This is a genomic window from Paenisporosarcina sp. (assembly GCF_049671445.1).
Taxonomy (GTDB): domain Bacteria; phylum Bacillota; class Bacilli; order Bacillales_A; family Planococcaceae; genus Paenisporosarcina.
Window position 1 is genome coordinate 1 of record NZ_JBATUX010000069.1, and the last position, 17,597, is coordinate 17,597.

18 protein-coding genes, 9 tRNA genes and 1 riboswitch are annotated in these 17,597 nt (G+C 38.7%); of the genes, 22 read left to right on the top strand and 5 right to left on the bottom strand.

Annotated elements, in window-relative coordinates; all coding sequences use genetic code 11:
- The 9 genes from WBG45_RS09295 to WBG45_RS09335 all read left to right on the top strand — a co-directional run bounded on the left by WBG45_RS09295 (nucleotide 1) and on the right by WBG45_RS09335 (nucleotide 1,018).
- Nucleotides 1–93, top strand: a tRNA-Ser gene (locus WBG45_RS09295).
- Nucleotides 94–188: 95 nt separating this feature from the next.
- Nucleotides 189–263, top strand: a tRNA-Met gene (locus WBG45_RS09300).
- A 3-nt stretch (nucleotides 264–266) separates the two neighbouring features.
- Nucleotides 267–342 (top strand) — tRNA-Asp (locus WBG45_RS09305).
- A 184-nt stretch (nucleotides 343–526) separates the two neighbouring features.
- A tRNA-Phe gene (locus tag WBG45_RS09310) sits at nucleotides 527–602 on the top strand.
- Nucleotides 603–606: 4 nt separating this feature from the next.
- Nucleotides 607–680 (top strand) — tRNA-Gly (locus WBG45_RS09315).
- 6 nt (nucleotides 681–686) lie between these two features.
- Nucleotides 687–763 (top strand) — tRNA-Ile (locus tag WBG45_RS09320).
- Between the two features lies 1 nt (nucleotide 764).
- A tRNA-Asn gene (locus WBG45_RS09325) sits at nucleotides 765–839 on the top strand.
- Nucleotides 840–848: 9 nt separating this feature from the next.
- Nucleotides 849–939 (top strand) — tRNA-Ser (locus tag WBG45_RS09330).
- Nucleotides 940–946: 7 nt separating this feature from the next.
- Nucleotides 947–1,018 (top strand) — tRNA-Glu (locus tag WBG45_RS09335).
- A 167-nt stretch (nucleotides 1,019–1,185) separates the two neighbouring features.
- On the opposite strand, the gene WBG45_RS09340 is transcribed toward WBG45_RS09335, so the two are convergent.
- Nucleotides 1,186–2,097: a 1,4-dihydroxy-2-naphthoate polyprenyltransferase gene (locus tag WBG45_RS09340; protein ID WP_424413979.1), complete on the bottom strand. Its 912-nt coding sequence runs from the start codon at nucleotides 2,095–2,097 to the stop codon at nucleotides 1,186–1,188.
- 295 nt (nucleotides 2,098–2,392) lie between these two features.
- On the opposite strand from WBG45_RS09340, the gene WBG45_RS09345 reads away from it, so the two are divergent.
- Genes WBG45_RS09345 through menC form a run of 6 tightly spaced genes read left to right on the top strand, consistent with a single transcriptional unit; the run spans nucleotide 2,393 to nucleotide 9,727 of the window.
- The gene (locus WBG45_RS09345; protein WP_424413980.1) at nucleotides 2,393–3,775 is read left to right on the top strand and encodes an isochorismate synthase; all 1,383 of its coding nucleotides are present in this window, start codon (nucleotides 2,393–2,395) and stop codon (nucleotides 3,773–3,775) included.
- Nucleotides 3,768–5,486 (top strand): 2-succinyl-5-enolpyruvyl-6-hydroxy-3-cyclohexene-1-carboxylic-acid synthase, encoded by a 1,719-nt coding sequence (menD, locus tag WBG45_RS09350; RefSeq protein ID WP_424413981.1) that lies wholly within the window; start codon nucleotides 3,768–3,770, stop codon nucleotides 5,484–5,486. The genes WBG45_RS09345 and menD overlap by 8 nt, the downstream gene beginning before the upstream one ends.
- Nucleotides 5,474–6,292, top strand: a complete 819-nt coding sequence (gene menH, locus WBG45_RS09355; RefSeq protein ID WP_424413983.1) for a 2-succinyl-6-hydroxy-2,4-cyclohexadiene-1-carboxylate synthase — start codon at nucleotides 5,474–5,476, stop codon at nucleotides 6,290–6,292. The genes menD and menH overlap by 13 nt, the downstream gene beginning before the upstream one ends.
- Nucleotides 6,293–6,311: 19 nt before the next feature.
- On the top strand, nucleotides 6,312–7,130 hold the full coding sequence (gene menB, locus WBG45_RS09360; RefSeq protein WP_024534132.1) for a 1,4-dihydroxy-2-naphthoyl-CoA synthase: 819 nt from the start codon (nucleotides 6,312–6,314) through the stop codon (nucleotides 7,128–7,130).
- Between the two features lie 60 nt (nucleotides 7,131–7,190).
- On the top strand, nucleotides 7,191–8,639 hold the full coding sequence (locus WBG45_RS09365) for an o-succinylbenzoate--CoA ligase (RefSeq protein WP_424413985.1): 1,449 nt from the start codon (nucleotides 7,191–7,193) through the stop codon (nucleotides 8,637–8,639).
- On the top strand, nucleotides 8,612–9,727 hold the full coding sequence (menC, locus tag WBG45_RS09370; protein ID WP_424413987.1) for an o-succinylbenzoate synthase: 1,116 nt from the start codon (nucleotides 8,612–8,614) through the stop codon (nucleotides 9,725–9,727). Before WBG45_RS09365 ends, menC begins: the two co-directional genes overlap by 28 nt.
- Before the next feature lie 38 nt (nucleotides 9,728–9,765).
- Here the strand turns inward: menC and WBG45_RS09375 are convergent, their stop codons facing one another.
- The 3 genes from WBG45_RS09375 to ytzI all read right to left on the bottom strand — a co-directional run bounded on the left by WBG45_RS09375 (nucleotide 9,766) and on the right by ytzI (nucleotide 11,265).
- Nucleotides 9,766–10,770, bottom strand: a complete 1,005-nt coding sequence (locus WBG45_RS09375) for a metal ABC transporter solute-binding protein, Zn/Mn family (RefSeq protein ID WP_424413989.1) — start codon at nucleotides 10,768–10,770, stop codon at nucleotides 9,766–9,768.
- 118 nt (nucleotides 10,771–10,888) lie between these two features.
- The gene (gene yidD / locus WBG45_RS09380) at nucleotides 10,889–11,119 is read right to left on the bottom strand and encodes a membrane protein insertion efficiency factor YidD (protein WP_024534136.1); all 231 of its coding nucleotides are present in this window, start codon (nucleotides 11,117–11,119) and stop codon (nucleotides 10,889–10,891) included.
- Nucleotides 11,119–11,265, bottom strand: coding sequence for a YtzI protein (gene ytzI / locus WBG45_RS09385; RefSeq protein ID WP_424413992.1), 147 nt, complete (start codon nucleotides 11,263–11,265; stop codon nucleotides 11,119–11,121). Before ytzI ends, yidD begins: the two co-directional genes overlap by 1 nt.
- A 100-nt stretch (nucleotides 11,266–11,365) precedes the next feature.
- On the opposite strand from ytzI, the gene WBG45_RS09390 reads away from it, so the two are divergent.
- The 6 genes from WBG45_RS09390 (at nucleotide 11,366) to WBG45_RS09415 (ending at nucleotide 14,402) form a co-directional block, all read left to right on the top strand.
- Nucleotides 11,366–11,815, top strand: a complete 450-nt coding sequence (locus tag WBG45_RS09390) for a Dps family protein (RefSeq protein WP_024534137.1) — start codon at nucleotides 11,366–11,368, stop codon at nucleotides 11,813–11,815.
- A 109-nt stretch (nucleotides 11,816–11,924) separates the two neighbouring features.
- Complete coding sequence (locus tag WBG45_RS09395) at nucleotides 11,925–12,227, top strand: transposase (protein WP_424413994.1); 303 nt, start codon at nucleotides 11,925–11,927, stop codon at nucleotides 12,225–12,227.
- A gap of 47 nt (nucleotides 12,228–12,274) precedes the next feature.
- Entirely contained in the window at nucleotides 12,275–12,748 is a 474-nt protein-coding gene (locus tag WBG45_RS09400) for an NUDIX domain-containing protein (protein ID WP_424413996.1), read from the top strand.
- On the top strand, nucleotides 12,726–13,511 hold the full coding sequence (locus tag WBG45_RS09405) for an alpha/beta hydrolase family protein (protein WP_424413998.1): 786 nt from the start codon (nucleotides 12,726–12,728) through the stop codon (nucleotides 13,509–13,511). Before WBG45_RS09400 ends, WBG45_RS09405 begins: the two co-directional genes overlap by 23 nt.
- Nucleotides 13,512–13,516: 5 nt before the next feature.
- Nucleotides 13,517–13,966 carry a hypothetical protein gene (locus WBG45_RS09410; RefSeq protein ID WP_424413999.1) on the top strand — a complete coding sequence of 150 codons (450 nt, stop codon included), beginning with the start codon at nucleotides 13,517–13,519 and terminating at the stop codon, nucleotides 13,964–13,966.
- A gap of 16 nt (nucleotides 13,967–13,982) precedes the next feature.
- On the top strand, nucleotides 13,983–14,402 hold the full coding sequence (locus WBG45_RS09415) for a hypothetical protein (RefSeq protein WP_424414001.1): 420 nt from the start codon (nucleotides 13,983–13,985) through the stop codon (nucleotides 14,400–14,402).
- A gap of 37 nt (nucleotides 14,403–14,439) precedes the next feature.
- Here the strand turns inward: WBG45_RS09415 and pckA are convergent, their stop codons facing one another.
- Nucleotides 14,440–16,026, bottom strand: coding sequence for a phosphoenolpyruvate carboxykinase (ATP) (pckA, locus tag WBG45_RS09420; RefSeq protein WP_424414003.1), 1,587 nt, complete (start codon nucleotides 16,024–16,026; stop codon nucleotides 14,440–14,442).
- Between the two features lie 197 nt (nucleotides 16,027–16,223).
- A riboswitch (SAM riboswitch) is annotated at nucleotides 16,224–16,347 on the top strand.
- A gap of 201 nt (nucleotides 16,348–16,548) precedes the next feature.
- Between pckA and metK the strand changes: the two genes are divergently transcribed.
- A partial coding sequence (gene metK, locus WBG45_RS09425) for a methionine adenosyltransferase (protein WP_424414005.1) occupies nucleotides 16,549–17,597 on the top strand: 1,049 nt, incomplete at its 3' end.

Here is a 17,597-nt window from a genome sequence, read left to right on the forward strand (position 1 = left end):
GGAGGAATACCCAAGTTCGGCTGAAGGGATCGGTCTTGAAAACCGACAGGCGGGTCATACCGCGCGGGGGTTCGAATCCCTCTTCCTCCTCCATTTTTATTTTATTGTTGGTAGTTGTAACTTTTTATTGTCGCAGGTGTCTACTTTTCTTGAGGGCAGTATCATGGTGTTTGTAAGTATATTATTGTCGCGGGGTGGAGCAGTGGTAGCTCGTCGGGCTCATAACCCGAAGGTCGCAGGTTCAAATCCTGTCCCCGCAACCAAATGGTCCCGTGGTGTAGCGGTTAACATGCCTGCCTGTCACGCAGGAGATCGCCGGTTCGATCCCGGTCGGGACCGCCATTTTTTTTTGAGATTTTGTGATTGCTGATAAGCATGAAGCTAAATAAGCTTTTTTATTTTGAGATTGGTGATAAGCAAGAAGGTCGAGGAAGCGATTGAGTGATGGAAGGAGCGTACTAAAGTACGTGACTAACTGAACGAATGAAGCTGACAAAGAGATTCGCAGCTTAGCACAATCGAAGTTGGCTCAGTAGCTCAGTCGGTAGAGCAAAGGACTGAAAATCCTTGTGTCGGCGGTTCGATTCCGTCCTGAGCCACCATAATGCGGGTGTAGTTTAGTGGTAAAACCTCAGCCTTCCAAGCTGATGATGAGAGTTCGATTCTCTTCACCCGCTCCAATTTGTGGGCCTATCGCTCAGCTGGTTAGAGCGCACGCCTGATAAGCGTGAGGTCGATGGTTCGAGTCCATTTAGGCCCACCATTCCGAAGTAGCTCAGTGGTAGAGCAATCGACTGTTAATCGATTGGTCGTAGGTTCGAGTCCTACCTTCGGAGCCAATTATTTCTGGGGAAGTACTCAAGTGGCTGAAGAGGCGCCCCTGCTAAGGGTGTAGGTCGGTCAAACGGCGCGAGGGTTCAAATCCCTCCTTCTCCGCCAGATGTAAGGCCCCTTGGTCAAGCGGTTAAGACACCGCCCTTTCACGGCGGTAACACGGGTTCGAATCCCGTAGGGGTCATATAGAAAGATGCGCTATCTTCGGGATAGCGTGTTTTTTTATTTGTATTTGTCGAATTATAGGGAATCGTGACATTATAAATATTCTAATTTCATTATTTTAATTCAATTAACCATATATTAAAAACCCGCAAGTGCTCAAATGAGCGCTTGCGGGTTTTTATAGGTTTAAATCAAATAGCCAAGTAGTAAGCCGATACCAAGAAGGAAACCGAATATTGTATTTGTTAATGCAGTATCTTTCATAGCTGGCGCAACTTCTAATGCATGTTCTTTTGTTTTAAAAATACGAATTGCATGTACTGGTTTTTTTATGCTTAAGAATATAAGAAGTGACCACGGTGTAAGCACACCAATAATAACTAAAGCTACGATCCATACATACGAAACAATGAACAGTGCGAGTAACACATTAATTGCACGTTTACGACCAATTAAGATGGCCATCGTTTTTCGACCGCTTGCTTTATCGCCAACTATATCACGAATATTGTTAGAGAGCATAATTGCTGCAACAAGTAGCATACTTGGAACAGAAACTAGTAAAGCAATCGTTGTGATTTCACCTGTTTGAATAAAGAAAGCGATTAAGACAATTAACATGCCCATAAATATACCTGAAAATAATTCACCAAATGGAGTGTAAGCTATAGGATATGGACCACCTGTATATAAATATCCAATCGCCATTGCTACGGCTCCAACAATAGCTAACAACCAAGTGGTTTCGATACATATATAAATGCCTAATAATATCGAGATAGCATAAAGCAGTAATGCTAGGATCATGACCGTTTTTGGTTTAACGCCATTTCTGACAATAGCTCCACCAATACCAACAGATTTTTCATTGTCTAATCCTCTTGCAAAATCGTAGTACTCATTAAACATATTAGTGGCTGCCTGGATGAGCATGCTTGCAAATAACATGGCAAAAAATAAAGGCCAATGTATATCTGTATAAGAAATTGCAATCATTGTTCCTAAAAACACCGGTACGAATGATGCTGTTAACGTATGAGGTCTTGTTAATTGCCACCATATACGCCAGCCTGTGTCGGCTTTTAAATCATGTGACATATAGACTCCGCTCCTTATTCTTTTTGGCTCTGTTAAACGGGTAGGTTGTTTATCGTACATTTGCGCTGGCCGCACGTTCCGCATGAGGCGCAGATTTCTTCTTTTATTATAAAATCAATCTTGAAAGTTAACAGAGCCTTTTTTCAAACCTTCCTTATTGTACTTCAACAACTTAATAATGGGTAGATTGTTTGCATATCTGATGCCGAATCGGGATAAAAGAGGTATGATAGAAGGTATGATATTTGAAGGAACTTCGCTTTATTATGAAGTCCTATTTACGGAGGGAATTTGGATGAATCGTAAGTCATTTACATCCACAGAATATGCTGTCGAAGAGTTATCTTCATCTGTACATTTTTATACTGAAACAATAGAAGTTAATGGATTATCCTCAATTGCTTTTTTTGAAGCAGGCGAGTCATATAAAGGCAAAAGATTTTATTGGCAAAACCGTGAAAAAACATTTACCTTAGTTGGACTTGGACATGCTCACGTTATTACAAGCTTGTCTGAAGACAGCCGTTTTGAAGAAGTTGATAAACAATGGAACGAACTTTGTTCGAAAATTGTCAATGAAGAACAGGATTTACAACCAATCTTATTTGGTGGTTTTTCTTTTGACCCTGCGAATCATTTGTCTTCCGAGTGGGATATGTTTCCATCGGCTTACTTTGCGGTTCCATCATTTCAACTTGTCATTCGTGATGATAGAGTGTTTATAAGCATTCATTTAGTAACAAATGAAATAGAATCTCAACACCTATTTGATCAGTTACGCTCTGAGCGTGATGATTTAATTCATGCAGCGCAAGTGAAGGAATTAAAACCTTATGCAAAGCCGCTATTAACTGACTTAGAAGAGCGTTTTAAAGAATTATATTTAGATGCAGTTTCCCATGTCACAAAGTTAATTCATGCTGGAGAAGCACAAAAAGTCGTGATAGCGCGATCATTATCGTTAACCTTCGCTGAAGATGTCAGTTCACCTTCTGCCATGTATCACGTCTCAAAGGAACAACCAGAAAGTTTCCTTTTTGGAATGGAGCTTGAAGATAATTTGTTTTTTGGAGCGACACCAGAAAGACTAGTTAAGGTTGAAAATCGCAAAGCACTTTCTACATGTTTAGCGGGTTCAATTAAACGAGGACAAACGGCTACAGATGATCAACAACTAGGTAATGAACTTTTGCAGGATTCGAAAAACCGTGAAGAACATCAATATGTTGTCGATATGATTACGAATGTATTTAATACGTATTGTGAAGATATTAAAGTAGCGAAGTTTCCTAAGCTAATGAAAATTCGCGATATTCAACATTTGTTTACGCCTGTAGAAGGGATTTTACAAAAAGGGCAAGGCTTACTGCAACTGGTGAAAGATTTACATCCAACTCCAGCATTAGGAGGCGAGCCACGTAATGATGCCATGGCCATTATTAGAATGGTGGAGCAAATGAATCGTGGATATTATGCAGCTCCTGTAGGATGGATTGATGCGGCAGGTAATGGCGAATTTGCAGTTGCCATTCGTTCGGCATTATTAAATAAACAAAAGGCCTATTTATATGCTGGTGGAGGGATTGTAGCAGATTCGGATCCAACATCGGAATATGCAGAGACATTAGTGAAATTCAGACCGATGTTACGGACACTTGGAGGCAAGTTAAATGGATAACCGTGCAAATTTAACTGAGTACGTACATGCGATCGTTCAAACTTTTCTTCGAGCTGGTGTTGAAGATGTTGTCATTAGTCCAGGTTCTCGCTCTACGCCACTCGCTTATGCGTTTAGTCAAACAACAGCATTCAACACCTATATGCAAGTTGACGAACGCTCTGCGGGATTCTTTGCGTTAGGGATGGCAAAAGCTAAACAAAGTCCCGTTCTTTTACTGTGTACTTCTGGAACAGCAGCGGCTAACTACTTTCCCTCAATTGTAGAAGCTAACTATGCTAGAATTCCTCTCATTGTGTTAACAGCGGACCGACCTCATGAGTTAAGGGAAGTTGGCGCTCCTCAGGCCATTGATCAAGTTCAATTATATGGAAACCACGTGAAATGGAGTGTGGATTTTCCGTTAGCTGATGGATACAAAGAAACCATTCCTTTTGTAGAGAGACATACTGGACGCGCAGTCACAATGGCAAAAGCTGCACCTATGGGACCTATACATATAAACATTCCATTTCGCGAACCATTACTACTCGACTTTGATTACGTGGTACAGCCCTCACCATATCAACAATCGACTCCCGGATCCATCGTTGCTTCGCAAGCATCCATTAAGTGGGTTGAAGAAATGATTGTGAATACTAACAAGGGATTCATTATAGTTGGTGAACTATCAGGGAATTTCTCAAAACAAGATTTTTGGCGTTTTGCTAAGTCGATTCAATGGCCAATATTAGCAGATGCACTGTCTCAACTTCGAAGTGAAGTTCCTGAAGAGTGTCAACATTTGTTAATAGATCAATACGATGCTCTGTTGAAAAGCGAAAATTTTAAAAAAGCTGTACATCCAGCATTAGTCATACGCTTTGGTGCGCAACCTGTGTCAAAACCACTATCACTTTTCTTGAAAGAGTGTAGACCTGAATGCTATATCGTCATTGATGAAGATCCTTTATTCCGTGATTCTTTAGGTGTAGTGACACACCATATACAATCTATTCCTCAAGTGTTTTGGAATGAAGAACTACATGGACAAAATAATGAAACGCTTACCATTTGGACACAAGCCAATGACATAGCGACACTACATGTTAAACGCTATTTGAACGAACAGCAAGATGAAGGTGCATATGCTGGAAGGCTATTTTATCATTTACCAGATGGTAGTGATTTAATATCAGGTAGTAGCATGCCAATTCGTGATGTCGATACATTCTTCAATCAAACTACAAAAGATATCGCCATCTTTGCAAACCGCGGCACCAATGGAATTGATGGTGTCGTATCAACTGCTTTTGGCATACAACAAGCTAGAAAGCGTCCTGCTACGCTTTTAATAGGGGACATTTCCTTTTTACATGACAGTAATGGCTTATTGGCTTCTCGTTTTCATGACACAGATCTAACCATTGTCGTAATGAATAATGATGGAGGGGGCATCTTTTCTTACCTTCCCCAGTCAAAAGAAGAAACGTATTTTGAGAAATTGTTTGGTACACCAACGGGATTAACATTTGATTCTATTGCAACGATGTATCAAGCAGAATATTTTGCTGTTGATTCAATGGACGCATTTGAACATGCTTTGACTACGCCTAAACACAAGGATTTGCGAATTATTGAAGTGAAAACAAATCGTCAAGAAAATGTATTAGCTCATCGTCGATTATGGAGCGCCATCACCGAGGAGTTAGACCAAAAATGGAACAATTAATCACGAGTTTGCGAGGAGTAAAGGTTGGTTATTCCATAACAAACATTGAAGTAACTGAGACAATTGTTTTTTTACATGGTTTTACAGGAAGTTCGAAAACGTGGGAACCGGTAATAAAACACTTGCCGACATCTATTAGATGTATTGCAGTCGATTTATTGGGACATGGTAAGACGGAATCTCCAAAACAATCGGAGCGGTATCAAATGAGGGAGCAAATCATTGATTTACATACCTTGTTGAATTCACTTCACATATCAGATTTTACGCTTGTTGGTTATTCAATGGGGGGACGTATTGCACTAGCTTATGCACTAACCTATCCAGACCACGTGAAAAGATTAGTGTTGGAAAGTGCTTCTCCCGGGATTCAGTCAGTGGATGAACAACAAACACGAATAAAAGCAGATGAATCATTAGCCAATAAAATAGATCATGAAGGTCTCGATGCTTTTATAGACTTTTGGCAAGACATTCCGCTTTTCCAATCACAGCAGAATCTCCCTGAAATCAAACGACAAGCTATCCGTCAAGAACGTCTTCAACAATCTGTATTAGGTTTAGTCAATAGTTTGAAAGGGATGGGAACTGGTCGTCAACCGTCATATTGGTCACACTTGAGTAAATTAAACATGCCAGTAATCTTTATTACTGGAGAGTTCGATCAAAAATTCCACATGATTGCACAACAAATGACAAAAAGCATAGCTAGCAGCCAGCATATTGAAGTTTTAGGTGTTGGACATGCAATACATGTGGAAAATCCCGTTCAGTTTGCTACAATAATAATGGAGCAAATGAAATGATTATTTTAGGAGGAAGAGTATGACACGTCAATGGGTAACAGAACGTACATATGAAGATATTAAATATGAAACATATAACGGAATTGCAAAAATTACGATTAACCGTCCGGAAGTACGCAACGCGTTCCGTCCGAAAACAGTTAAAGAATTGTTGGAAGCATTTACACATGCAAGAGATGATTCTAAGGTTGGAGTAATTGTCTTAACTGGTGAAGGCGAAAAGGCCTTTTGTTCAGGTGGGGACCAATCAGTACGAGGTCATGGTGGATACGTTGGAGAAGATGAAATTCCTCGCTTAAACGTTCTTGACTTACAACGTTTAATTCGCGTTATACCAAAGCCAGTCGTGGCAATGGTAGCTGGTTATGCAATTGGTGGCGGACATGTACTTCACGTTGTATGTGATTTAACAATTGCTGCTGATAATGCAATCTTTGGTCAAACAGGACCTAAAGTTGGTTCATTTGATGCTGGTTATGGTTCTGGTTATCTGGCACGTATTATTGGACATAAAAAAGCACGTGAAATTTGGTACTTATGCCGTCAATACGATGCACAAGCTGCACTTGATATGGGCTTAGTTAATACGGTTGTTCCATATGCACAATTAGAAGATGAAACCGTTCAATGGTGTGAAGAAATGCTTTCCATGTCTCCTACAGCGCTACGTTTCTTAAAAGCAGCGATGAATGCAGACACAGATGGTTTAGCAGGTCTACAACAATTCGCGGGTGATGCTACACTTCTTTATTACACAACAGATGAAGCGAAGGAAGGCCGCGATGCCTTTAAGGAAAAACGTAAACCTGACTTCGGTCAATTCCCTCGTTTCCCTTGATACAAACATTTCTCAAGCTGTCCTTTTAAGAAGGGCAGCTTTTTCTAAAGGTGGGTTAATATGTATCCAAACTGGTTAGCACAACGTGTCCAAATGACACCAAGTCGATTAGCTTTAACTTTTGAGGATAAATCTTGGACTTTTCAACAATTGTTAGAGGAAGTACTGATTACAGCAGGTACATTGAAAACAGCTGGTATTGATCATGGAAATCGAATAGCCATACTCGCTCCTTCGCATCCTCAGTTAATTATCACAATTCATGCGTGCTGGCAATTAGGGTGTGAAGTCGTACTATTAAATGAGCGGTTATCGGATGAGGAATTGGCCTATCAAGTTGCTGATGCACAACCTGCTCATGTACTCGTGAAAGATAGTTACAAAGAAAGAATAGGCACATATAAAACGCTAACTCTAGAAGAATTGTCTAGATTGGATTCAATCCCAATTAATATGGAAGAAGAGTGGCCGCTTACCCGAACAATGTCCATCATGTATACATCTGGCACAACGGGTCGCCCTAAAGGTGTAAGGCAAACTGTATTGAATCATACGACAAACGCAACTGCTTCCGCTTTTAATATGGGCATCCAAACAGATGACGTGTGGCTTTGTACCATGCCAATCTTTCATATCAGTGGGTTATCCATTTTAATACGTTCAGTGTTATATGGAATGGAAGTTAAACTCTATTCGAAATTCGATGTAGTTCAAGTAGTAGATGATTTAGTAAATGGATGCGTTACTCGAATGTCTGTCGTCTCTGTTATGTTACAACGAATTTTAAGGGAATTAGATGAGCGTAATGTGAATGTATCTCCTCTATTGCTGACAATGCTTGTTGGTGGCGGTCCAGTTCCAAGTCATTATTTAGAAAGAGCTTTAGCAAGAGGAATTCCTATTCTACAAACATACGGAATGACGGAAACAGCATCTCAAACGGCTACTCTAGCACCTGAAGATGCTGCTAGAAAATTAGGCTCTTCAGGAAAACCTCTGTTTTTAAGTTTCATTCGAATAGACCAGACGAAGGCGCCTTTTGAAGAAGGTGAAATTTGTATTAGAGGTGGGCATGTAACACCTGGCTATATTGGCCAATACGAACATACACCTTCTCAAGATAAAGGATGGCTTTACACGGGGGATATTGGTTATCTGGATGATGAGGGTTACTTATTTGTTGTTGATCGTCGTTCAGATTTAATTATTTCTGGAGGAGAAAATATTTATCCGGCAGAAGTAGAGAGTGCTATTTTGCAACATCCAAAGATTCGTGAAGCGGGTGTCTGTGGAGTGAATGATGAGGCGTGGGGGCAAGTTCCTGTTGCCTTTATTGTAAGTGACGGAGAAATTTCTTTGGAGTCTTTACAACAATTTCTACAAGGCAAATTAGCCTCATATAAAATACCTAAAAAGGTCTATCAAGTAGATGCTATGCCTAGAAATGCTTCGAATAAACTTTTAAGAAGAGAGCTGAGAGTGTGGGTAACATCCAAATCAAACGAGTAACGTTATATCACGTACGCGTGCCTCTTAAAAGACCGTTCACGACGCATTTGCAAGAAGTATTGGATCGGGAAAGCATCCTTATCGAAATGCTCGATGACCAAGGGAATATAGGAGTAGGGGAATGTGTGGCATTTTCTTCTCCTTGGTACACGGAAGAAACCGTGGAGACAGCTTGGCTTGCTCTTGAAAATTGGATCATCCCTGCCATGTTAAATCAGACATTCTCTTATCCAAATGAGCTAGATCATTGTTTATCTTTTATCAAACGCAATCAAATGGCAAAATCAGCCGTGAATCATGCATTGTGGGACATTTATGCTCAAAAACAACAGAAGCCTCTTTGGCAAGTCATAGGCGGAAGTTCAAGACCAATAGAAGCGGGAGTTGTAGTAGCTGCGGCCAGTGAAGCTGAAATGTATGATGATATCGAATCTGCTGTGAATAGCGGATATAAACGTATCAAACTTAAAATTTCCCAATCGTCGAATCCTCAAAATCTGAAAGAACTAATTGCCAAGTACCCTGAAACATTATTCTTTGCTGATGCGAATGGTGCTTTTACAAACGATACCATTCATTTGTTACAGGAATTTGATGAATGTGGGTTTACTTTGATTGAACAACCTTTTTCAGAACACCAAAATAAGTTGTCTGCAAAGGCTCAAAAAACAATGAAAACTCCATTTGCACTGGATGAAAGCATAGAAAGTATTCAAGATGTTGAAGAAATGGTTGATCAACAATCAGGAAAAATAGTCGTTATGAAACAAGGAAGAGTAGGTGGACTTTCAAATGCTCTTTGTATTCATGAAAAATGCTTAAAAGCCGATGTTCCTATTTGGGTGGGCGGAATGATTGAATTCGGCGTGTCAAAAGCATTTAACCTTGCGTTTGCTTCTTTACCAGGTGTTAAATTTCCCGGGGATTTTAGTTCATCCAATCATTTTTGGAATCATGACCTAGCTGAACCAATAATTAATGTTCATCACGGAGAAATTCAACTTCCAAAGGTACCTGGTGTGGGCGTGAAGCTGAATCATAAGATAGTCGATCAATACGAAGTAAGAAGAAACATATTTTATGCATAAAAAACCACGGAAGCTCTTGGCTTTCCGTGGTTTTTCGTTTATTTTGAAGAATTCAAGGCTTGTGATAATGTATCTAAATTTTTCTCCATTAACGTAAAGTAATCTTCATTATTATCGATGTCTTGAGGTGTTAACACGCCTAGATTATGCATGGTTAATGCTTCAGCACCAATTTCATTTTGAATCACTTTCGTTAAATTAGATGAGACGTTTTGCTCAAATAAAATCGTTTCAATATTCATTGATTTTGCTGATTTTACTATTTCGGTTAATTCTTTTTGTGATGGCTCATCTTGAGAGTTTAAACCTGCAACAGCCACTTGTTCAAGACCATAAGCTCCAGCCAAATACCCAAATGCTGCGTGAGACACAAAGAATGTTTTATTGCTTGATGCGTCTGCCATTTTTTTAAAATCTGAATCCAATTGCTTCAAATCATTTACTAAAGCATCATAGTTTTTTGCGTAGGTTTCTTTATTGTTAGGATCTTTTGCGATTAATGAATCTTTTATTGTAGTAGCAAGTTGTACACTAAGTTGTGGCGAAATCCAAAGGTGAGGGTCAATTTCTCCATGGTCGTGATCATCATGACCTTCTTCGTCTTCAGTGTGTTGTTCTTCCGATTTTTCCTCGTCTGTAGCGTGGTCGTCTTCATGAACTTCACTAACGGCCAAATCCTCATCCGCAACTGCATCTGCAGTTGCAATCATCGTTACGTCTTCATTTGCTAATGTCTTTTTTGCATTATCCACGAATCCTTCAAGTCCGAGTCCAATATAGAAAAATAAATCGGCATCAGCTAAGGACATCATATCTTTTTGAGTAGGATCAAATGTATGTTCATTTGAACCAGCAGGATATATGGACTTAACCTGTACGTTTTCTCCACCGATACGCTTTGTAAAATAAGTAAGTGGGTAAACGGTTGTATAAACGGTTAAAGTATCTGATTGATTGGTATCAGTTGTTGTATTAGTATCACCACATGCAGCTGTAAATAAAGCTAAACTAGCAACAATATTTAGTAAGAAAAATTTCTTCATGATTAACTCCTTTTTAAATGGTAATGATTACGATTTGAATTAAGAACTTTATTAGCATACAAGAAATTAATTTAAAACACAAGAAAAACACACAAAAAAATGACTCTTTTTCAAGAAGTCATTTTCTATCTTTCCATTCTTCTGGAACAGGATCATATCCACCTTCATGAAAAGGATGGCAACTTAGAATCCGTTTAACTGCTAAATAGGTTCCTTTTATTGCGCCGAATTTTCCAACTGCTTCAACACCGTAATGTGAGCAAGTGGGATAAAACCGACAACTTGGGGGAGTCAAAGGTGAAATGATTTTTTGATATACCTTAAAAATACCAATCACTACATACTTCATTACTTATCATACCGATCGTTTGTTTCTTTTGGTAAAGGATCGATTTTATGTTCAATCGTATATGCTTTTTTTGTAGATACAATAAACATGAAAGTGATTCCAATCATGACAATAATAGCGACAATTATTAATAACCATAGGGACATTATTTTCACTCCACTCTACTCATTATGTTTAGTTTAAGTAACTTAGTGGTAAATTGAAAGTATTAAAGCATTAAATACAATTCAGGAGCGTGATGATTTTATGTCAGCAGCATTAAATAAGGAACTTAACAAACAAGTAGCAACATGGTCAGTGATGTATACCAAATTACATAATTTCCATTGGTATGTAAAAGGACCACAATTCTTTACTTTACATGCGAAATTTGAAGAACTTTATAATGAAGCTACACTTCATATGGATGAAATTGCAGAGCGATTATTAACATTAGGTGGAAAACCAGTAGCAACATTAAAAGAACATTTGGAGCAGTCAGATGTAACAGAAGCGACTGGCAAAGAATCTACGGACCAAATGGTTGAAACGGTTGTAAAAGATTTTGATAAAATCATGAAATCCTTGAAAAAAGGAATGGATGAAGCTGCAAAAGATGAAGATGATATGACAGAAGATTTATTAAATGCTGTTTATCAATCAATAGAAAAACACCAATGGATGTTAAATGCTTATCTTGGTGATACAAACAAATAAGCGTTTTAAGCAAATTTCTGTAAAGGAGTTTGCTTTTTTAAACTGGACTTTTTTTGGAATGCATGAAATTAGTCGTTAATGACATGCTAAAAAAAAGGGGTTGAAAAACATGCCGAAAATTTATGTGTCCATTTCTCATCATCGCTATTACTATCATCCAGAGGATTCACCATGGGAATATGAAATCGAAGCTGAACCAGGAGTATTGAATGTGCTCGATCAATTATTTGAACAAAAAGAAGAAATTGAACAGCAAGGGTTTTGGAGAGCACATACTCCTTATATACCCTATCATTTGGATCCGGAAAATGATGAAAGTGACATTCGTTTAAAAAAATTGTATGCGGTTATTCATGAATACACGAATGAAGAATCCAAGCAACATATTGAAACCATGCCTTTTTATAGTTGATTGCTCAGCATGCCTTCGCTACACTAATTTAAAGGAGTGTAGCGGGCATGTTTTCTTTTATGGATTTAAATCAAGTTAAAGTTACATTATCATTTGAAAAAAATGCATTCTCTATTCCAGCCAAACATGTTCTAGTGTTAGCGAATAGGGAAGGGCACTGGTTACTTACAAAACACCCGTATAGAGGTATTGAATTCCCTGGTGGAAAAGTTGAACCAAACGAAACGTTAGAAGAAGCTGCAAAACGGGAAGTATATGAAGAGACAGGTGCTCAACTGGAGAATTTGGAGTGGTTTGCTGAGTATATGGTTCATGATACAAAGCCATTTTGTAAAGTGGTTTTCCGTTCAACTGTGCAGTCCATCGAACCGACTTTTGAAAAATTTGAAACAGAAGGTCCCGTTTGGCTAACATTACACGAGTTTTTAAAATCAAATAAACTAAGTTTCCATATGAAAGATGAAGGCATGAGAAAAATGTTGGATCGGGTGATGTTAGATGAAGATAAACGGAACGATTGAACAAAAACGTCCTTATCCTAGTCCCAATCCACATGTACGATTAACTGAAGTTTTATATTGGTCATGTGGGTATCGAGTGAAAGGCCTACTTGCAGAACCTCTGCATCCAGGGAACCATGAAGGCATTCTTTATTTACGAGGCGGCATTCAGAATATAGGAATGGTTCGTCCTGCACGTATTGCTCAATTCGCAGCAAAAGGATTTGTAGTATTTGCTCCGTATTACCGTGGTAACCGTGGTGGTGAAGGTCGAGATGAATTTGCTGGTGAGGACCGATATGATGCTGTGTATGGAGTAGATGTTTTAAAACAATTTTTATCAGTTAACCGCATTCACTTATTTGCTTTTTCCCGAGGGGGAATTATGGCGTTATGGACAGCGATCTTGCGTAATGATATTACGTCCACTGTCACATGGTCAGGAGTTTCAGACATAATTCTTACTTATGAAGAAAGAAATGATATGCGGAGAATGATGAAGCGAGTAATTGGCGGTAATCCGAATACCGCTCCTGATGCATATGATGAACGTCAACCTTTCGCACAACTCAATGATATAACTGGCTCATTGTTAATCATTCATGGCAAGAAAGATGTAAATGTCGGAATTGAACATGCCAATCGTTTAGAAGAAGCACTCGTAAAAGAAGGAAAAGTTTTCGAATCCTGGTACTTTAGTGAATACGATCATTTTTTCCCAACAAAAATCAATAAACAAATTATTAATGAGCTAACGAACTGGATGAAACGACAAGGAGGATAATCTTAATGAAACATGTTCGAATTCATTTAGAAACAACCCATACCGAAAAAAAATCTTCAGTTCCCATAGATACAAACTATTGGGAAAAATTATGGGATACATATACAAGTGATTTTGCTTCAGTCGAAATCCATAGTTGGTTAGAAGAAACTGAGCAGCTAGCAGAACTTTCAAAAATAGCTGCGAATTCCAGTGAGCAAGGCTTAGTAAAGTCATTCACTATTACATTAAATGAAGAAAATTGTAACTATTTACGTAATCATTCAATGGATTCTAATGGCGGATTAAAATGGTTTACCATATTCTTCTATAAAGAAGATATCCAGATGCTTGAAATCGGACAGTATGGCTCTGAAATTGTTCTGTATGGTGTGGATAAAAAAGAAGCTGCAGAATTTGAAATGCTGTTTCCTGAAAATGCTAATGCCGAATATTTTAAAGAGCATCTAATGTAAGTAAGGGAGGTACCTTATGGGGAATTTACATATAAAAAATGAAACAGTAAATCGTTTGAAAAATGTGGATTATTGGGTTCCTTTGATGACAGAGTTATTGCCAGTCTTTACTGAAGTAGAAGTACGTTGTTGGAAAAATGAAACGGAAATGATCCAATTAATTAAACCTTTTGCACACACCATTAGAATTGAGGCTGACTTAGTTAGTTTCACCATGCCACTTACTCAAAAACTAAAAAGTTTGTTTTTACAGTCTGCTAATCGTGACACGGGTACGCTTAGATGGTTTTCGTTACATTTTAAAAAGAATGGATATCACATTTGTTTAGTGGAGCAGTATGGTGCAGAACTTCATTTCAATCAAATCACCAAAGCAGATTACTTACATATACAGTCTTTTTTCGGAAACGATGCGGTTTTTAATTTTAGAGAGTAAAAAATGGCCTGCACATGATGTGCAAGCCATTTTTGTATTAAATAATTGGTCCACCTTTAGAAGTGATTTCTTCAGAAACTGAGCCGAATTTATTAAAGTTTTCACGGAACTGATCTGCTAATTCTTTCGCTTTTACATCATAAGCTGCAGGATCTGCCCATGCATCGCGAGGGTTAAGTACGTTTTCAGGTACACCTGGTACTGCTTTAGGAATCGCTAGACCGAATACAGAACCAGTGTCTGTTTCCACGTTATCTAATTTACCTTCAAGCGCAGCGCGAACCATTGCACGCGTGTAAGAAAGTTTCATACGCTTACCAACACCGTATTCGCCGCCAGTCCATCCCGTATTTACTAAGAACACTTGTGCATCATGTTGATCAATTTTCTTACCTAACATTTCTGCATATACCGTTGCAGGTAATGGAAGGAATGGAGAACCAAAACATGTTGAGAATGTTGCTTGTGGAGACGTGATTCCACGCTCAGTACCTGCAAGTTTCGATGTGAAACCGCTTAAGAAGTGGTACATCGCTTGTTCTTTTGTTAACTTACTGATAGGAGGCAATACGCCAAATGCATCAGCAGTTAGGAAGATAATCGTATTTGGATGACCAGCTACTGAAGGATCTACGATATTGTCAATTGCTTGTAATGGGTAAGCAGCACGAGTATTTTCAGTTAATGAAATATCTTCGTAATTAGCAATACGTGTATCAGGATCGACAACAACATTTTCTAATACAGATCCAAAACGGATAGCATCGAAAATTTGTGGTTCATTTTCACGTGTCAAATTGATAGCTTTTGCATAACAGCCACCTTCGATATTAAATACACCATTGTCAGACCAACCGTGCTCATCATCACCGATTAACTTACGATCAGCATCAGCTGATAATGTTGTTTTACCAGTTCCAGATAAACCGAAGAATAAGGCAACATCACCTTTTTCACCAACGTTTGCTGAACAATGCATGGATAAAATGCCTTGCTCTGGAAGTAAGTAGTTCATAATAGAGAATATTGATTTCTTCATTTCACCTGCATATTCCGTCCCACCAATTAAAATGATGCGCTCTTCCATTGATACAATAATGAATGTTTCTGAATCAGTACCATCAATTTCTGGGTCTGCTTTGAACGTTGGTGCGTATACGATCGTGAATTGTGCTTCATGAGAAGCCACTTCAGATTCTGTTGGGCGAATGAATAGTTGATGAGCAAATAGGTTATGCCATGCATATTCATTAATAACTTGGATAGAAAGACGAGATTCTGTGTCTGCGCCAGCAAAGCCTTTAAAGACAAAAAGTTCTTCTTTCGTTTTTAAATAGGTAACAACCTTCTTATATAAAGAGGAAAAAATTTCTGATGAAATAGGTCGGTTTACTGTACCCCAATCGATTTTGTCTTTTGAGATATCTTCTTCAACAACATACTTGTCTTTAGGAGAACGTCCTGTATATTTCCCTGTCTCTACTTTTACAGCTCCAGTTGATGTTAAGACAGCTTCTCCGCGTACTGTTGCTTTCTCCACTAATTGTGGTACTGAAAGTTGTACATGCACGTTTTGGCCATTTAACAAGTCGTTCAGCTCGTTAATAGTGTTCACTGAATTCATGTATATGTACCTTCCTTTTTCGTATATTCCCAATTTATTGGGGTGTTTTTTCATTCGTTGATTAGTATAACACATTGAGCTTAATAATCTACACTAATAGCCTGTTTAAATTACTCGAAATTTTATATTAATGGACAATAATAAAAAATATTTGACATAGATGGATTAGTTTATTATGATGTAAAACTGAACGGATACTCTTATCCCGAGCTGGTGGAGGGGTCAGGCCCTATGAAACCCGGCAACCTGCAGTTATGAACCAAGTAGTAATTGGCAAAGGTGCTGAACCTGAAACAAGGTGAATTCCTTGGATGATAAGAGTGAAAGGTGCCTATTAATGAATACCTTTACTCATGTATAAAACGTGAGAGAGGGTTTTTTTTATGACATCTCCCTTTATCCTCGTGTGCAGAAGCCCGAAAAGGCGGAAGGTTTTATTCGACTGAATAAGCTGGACATGGGAAATGAGTACCGTTTGAATTTTCCGAGAGCAATCTCGAAGGATATAGGAGGAATTATTAAATGACAACTCGTCGTCTATTTACATCAGAATCAGTAACAGAAGGGCATCCAGACAAAATTTGCGATCAAATTTCAGACGCAATTTTAGATGCTATTTTAACAGAAGATCCAAATGCACGTGTTGCTTGTGAAACAACTGTAACAACAGGTTTAGTACTTGTTGCTGGGGAAATCACAACATCTGCCTATGTGGATATTCAAAAAGTGGTACGTGAAACAGTTCGTGAAATCGGCTACACTCGTGCAAAATATGGTTTTGACTCAGAGACTTCTGCAGTATTGACTGCAATCGATGAGCAATCTGCTGACATCGCAATGGGCGTTGACAGAGCACTTGAAGCACGTGAAGGTTCGATGACAGATTCAGACATCGAAGCAATCGGTGCTGGTGACCAAGGATTAATGTTCGGTTTTGCTTGTAATGAAACACCGGAATTAATGCCACTTCCAATTAGTATGGCTCATAAGTTAGCTCGTCGTTTAGCACTAGTACGTAAAGAGGAAATTCTTCCTTACTTACGTCCAGATGGCAAAACACAAGTAACTGTTGAATATGATGAAAACAATAAACCGTTGCGCATTGATACAATCGTTATTTCTACTCAACATCATCCAGAAGTAACGCTTGAGCAAATTCAACGCAACATTAAAGAACATGTCATTAATCCAGTTGTTCCAGCAGAATTAATTGACGAAAATACAAAATACTTTATTAACCCAACAGGCCGTTTTGTAATTGGTGGACCTCAAGGGGATGCTGGTTTAACAGGACGTAAAATTATCGTTGACACTTACGGTGGATATGCTCGTCACGGTGGCGGCGCATTCTCTGGTAAAGATGCAACGAAAGTGGACCGTTCAGCAGCATATGCAGCTCGCTATGTAGCGAAAAATATTGTCGCAGCAGGACTTGCTGATCGTTGTGAAGTTCAACTTGCTTACGCAATCGGTGTTGCTCAACCAGTATCAATTGCAATCGATACATTTGGTACAGGCACAGTAGAAGAATCAAAACTTGTAGAAGTAGTTCGCGAGTCATTTGACCTTCG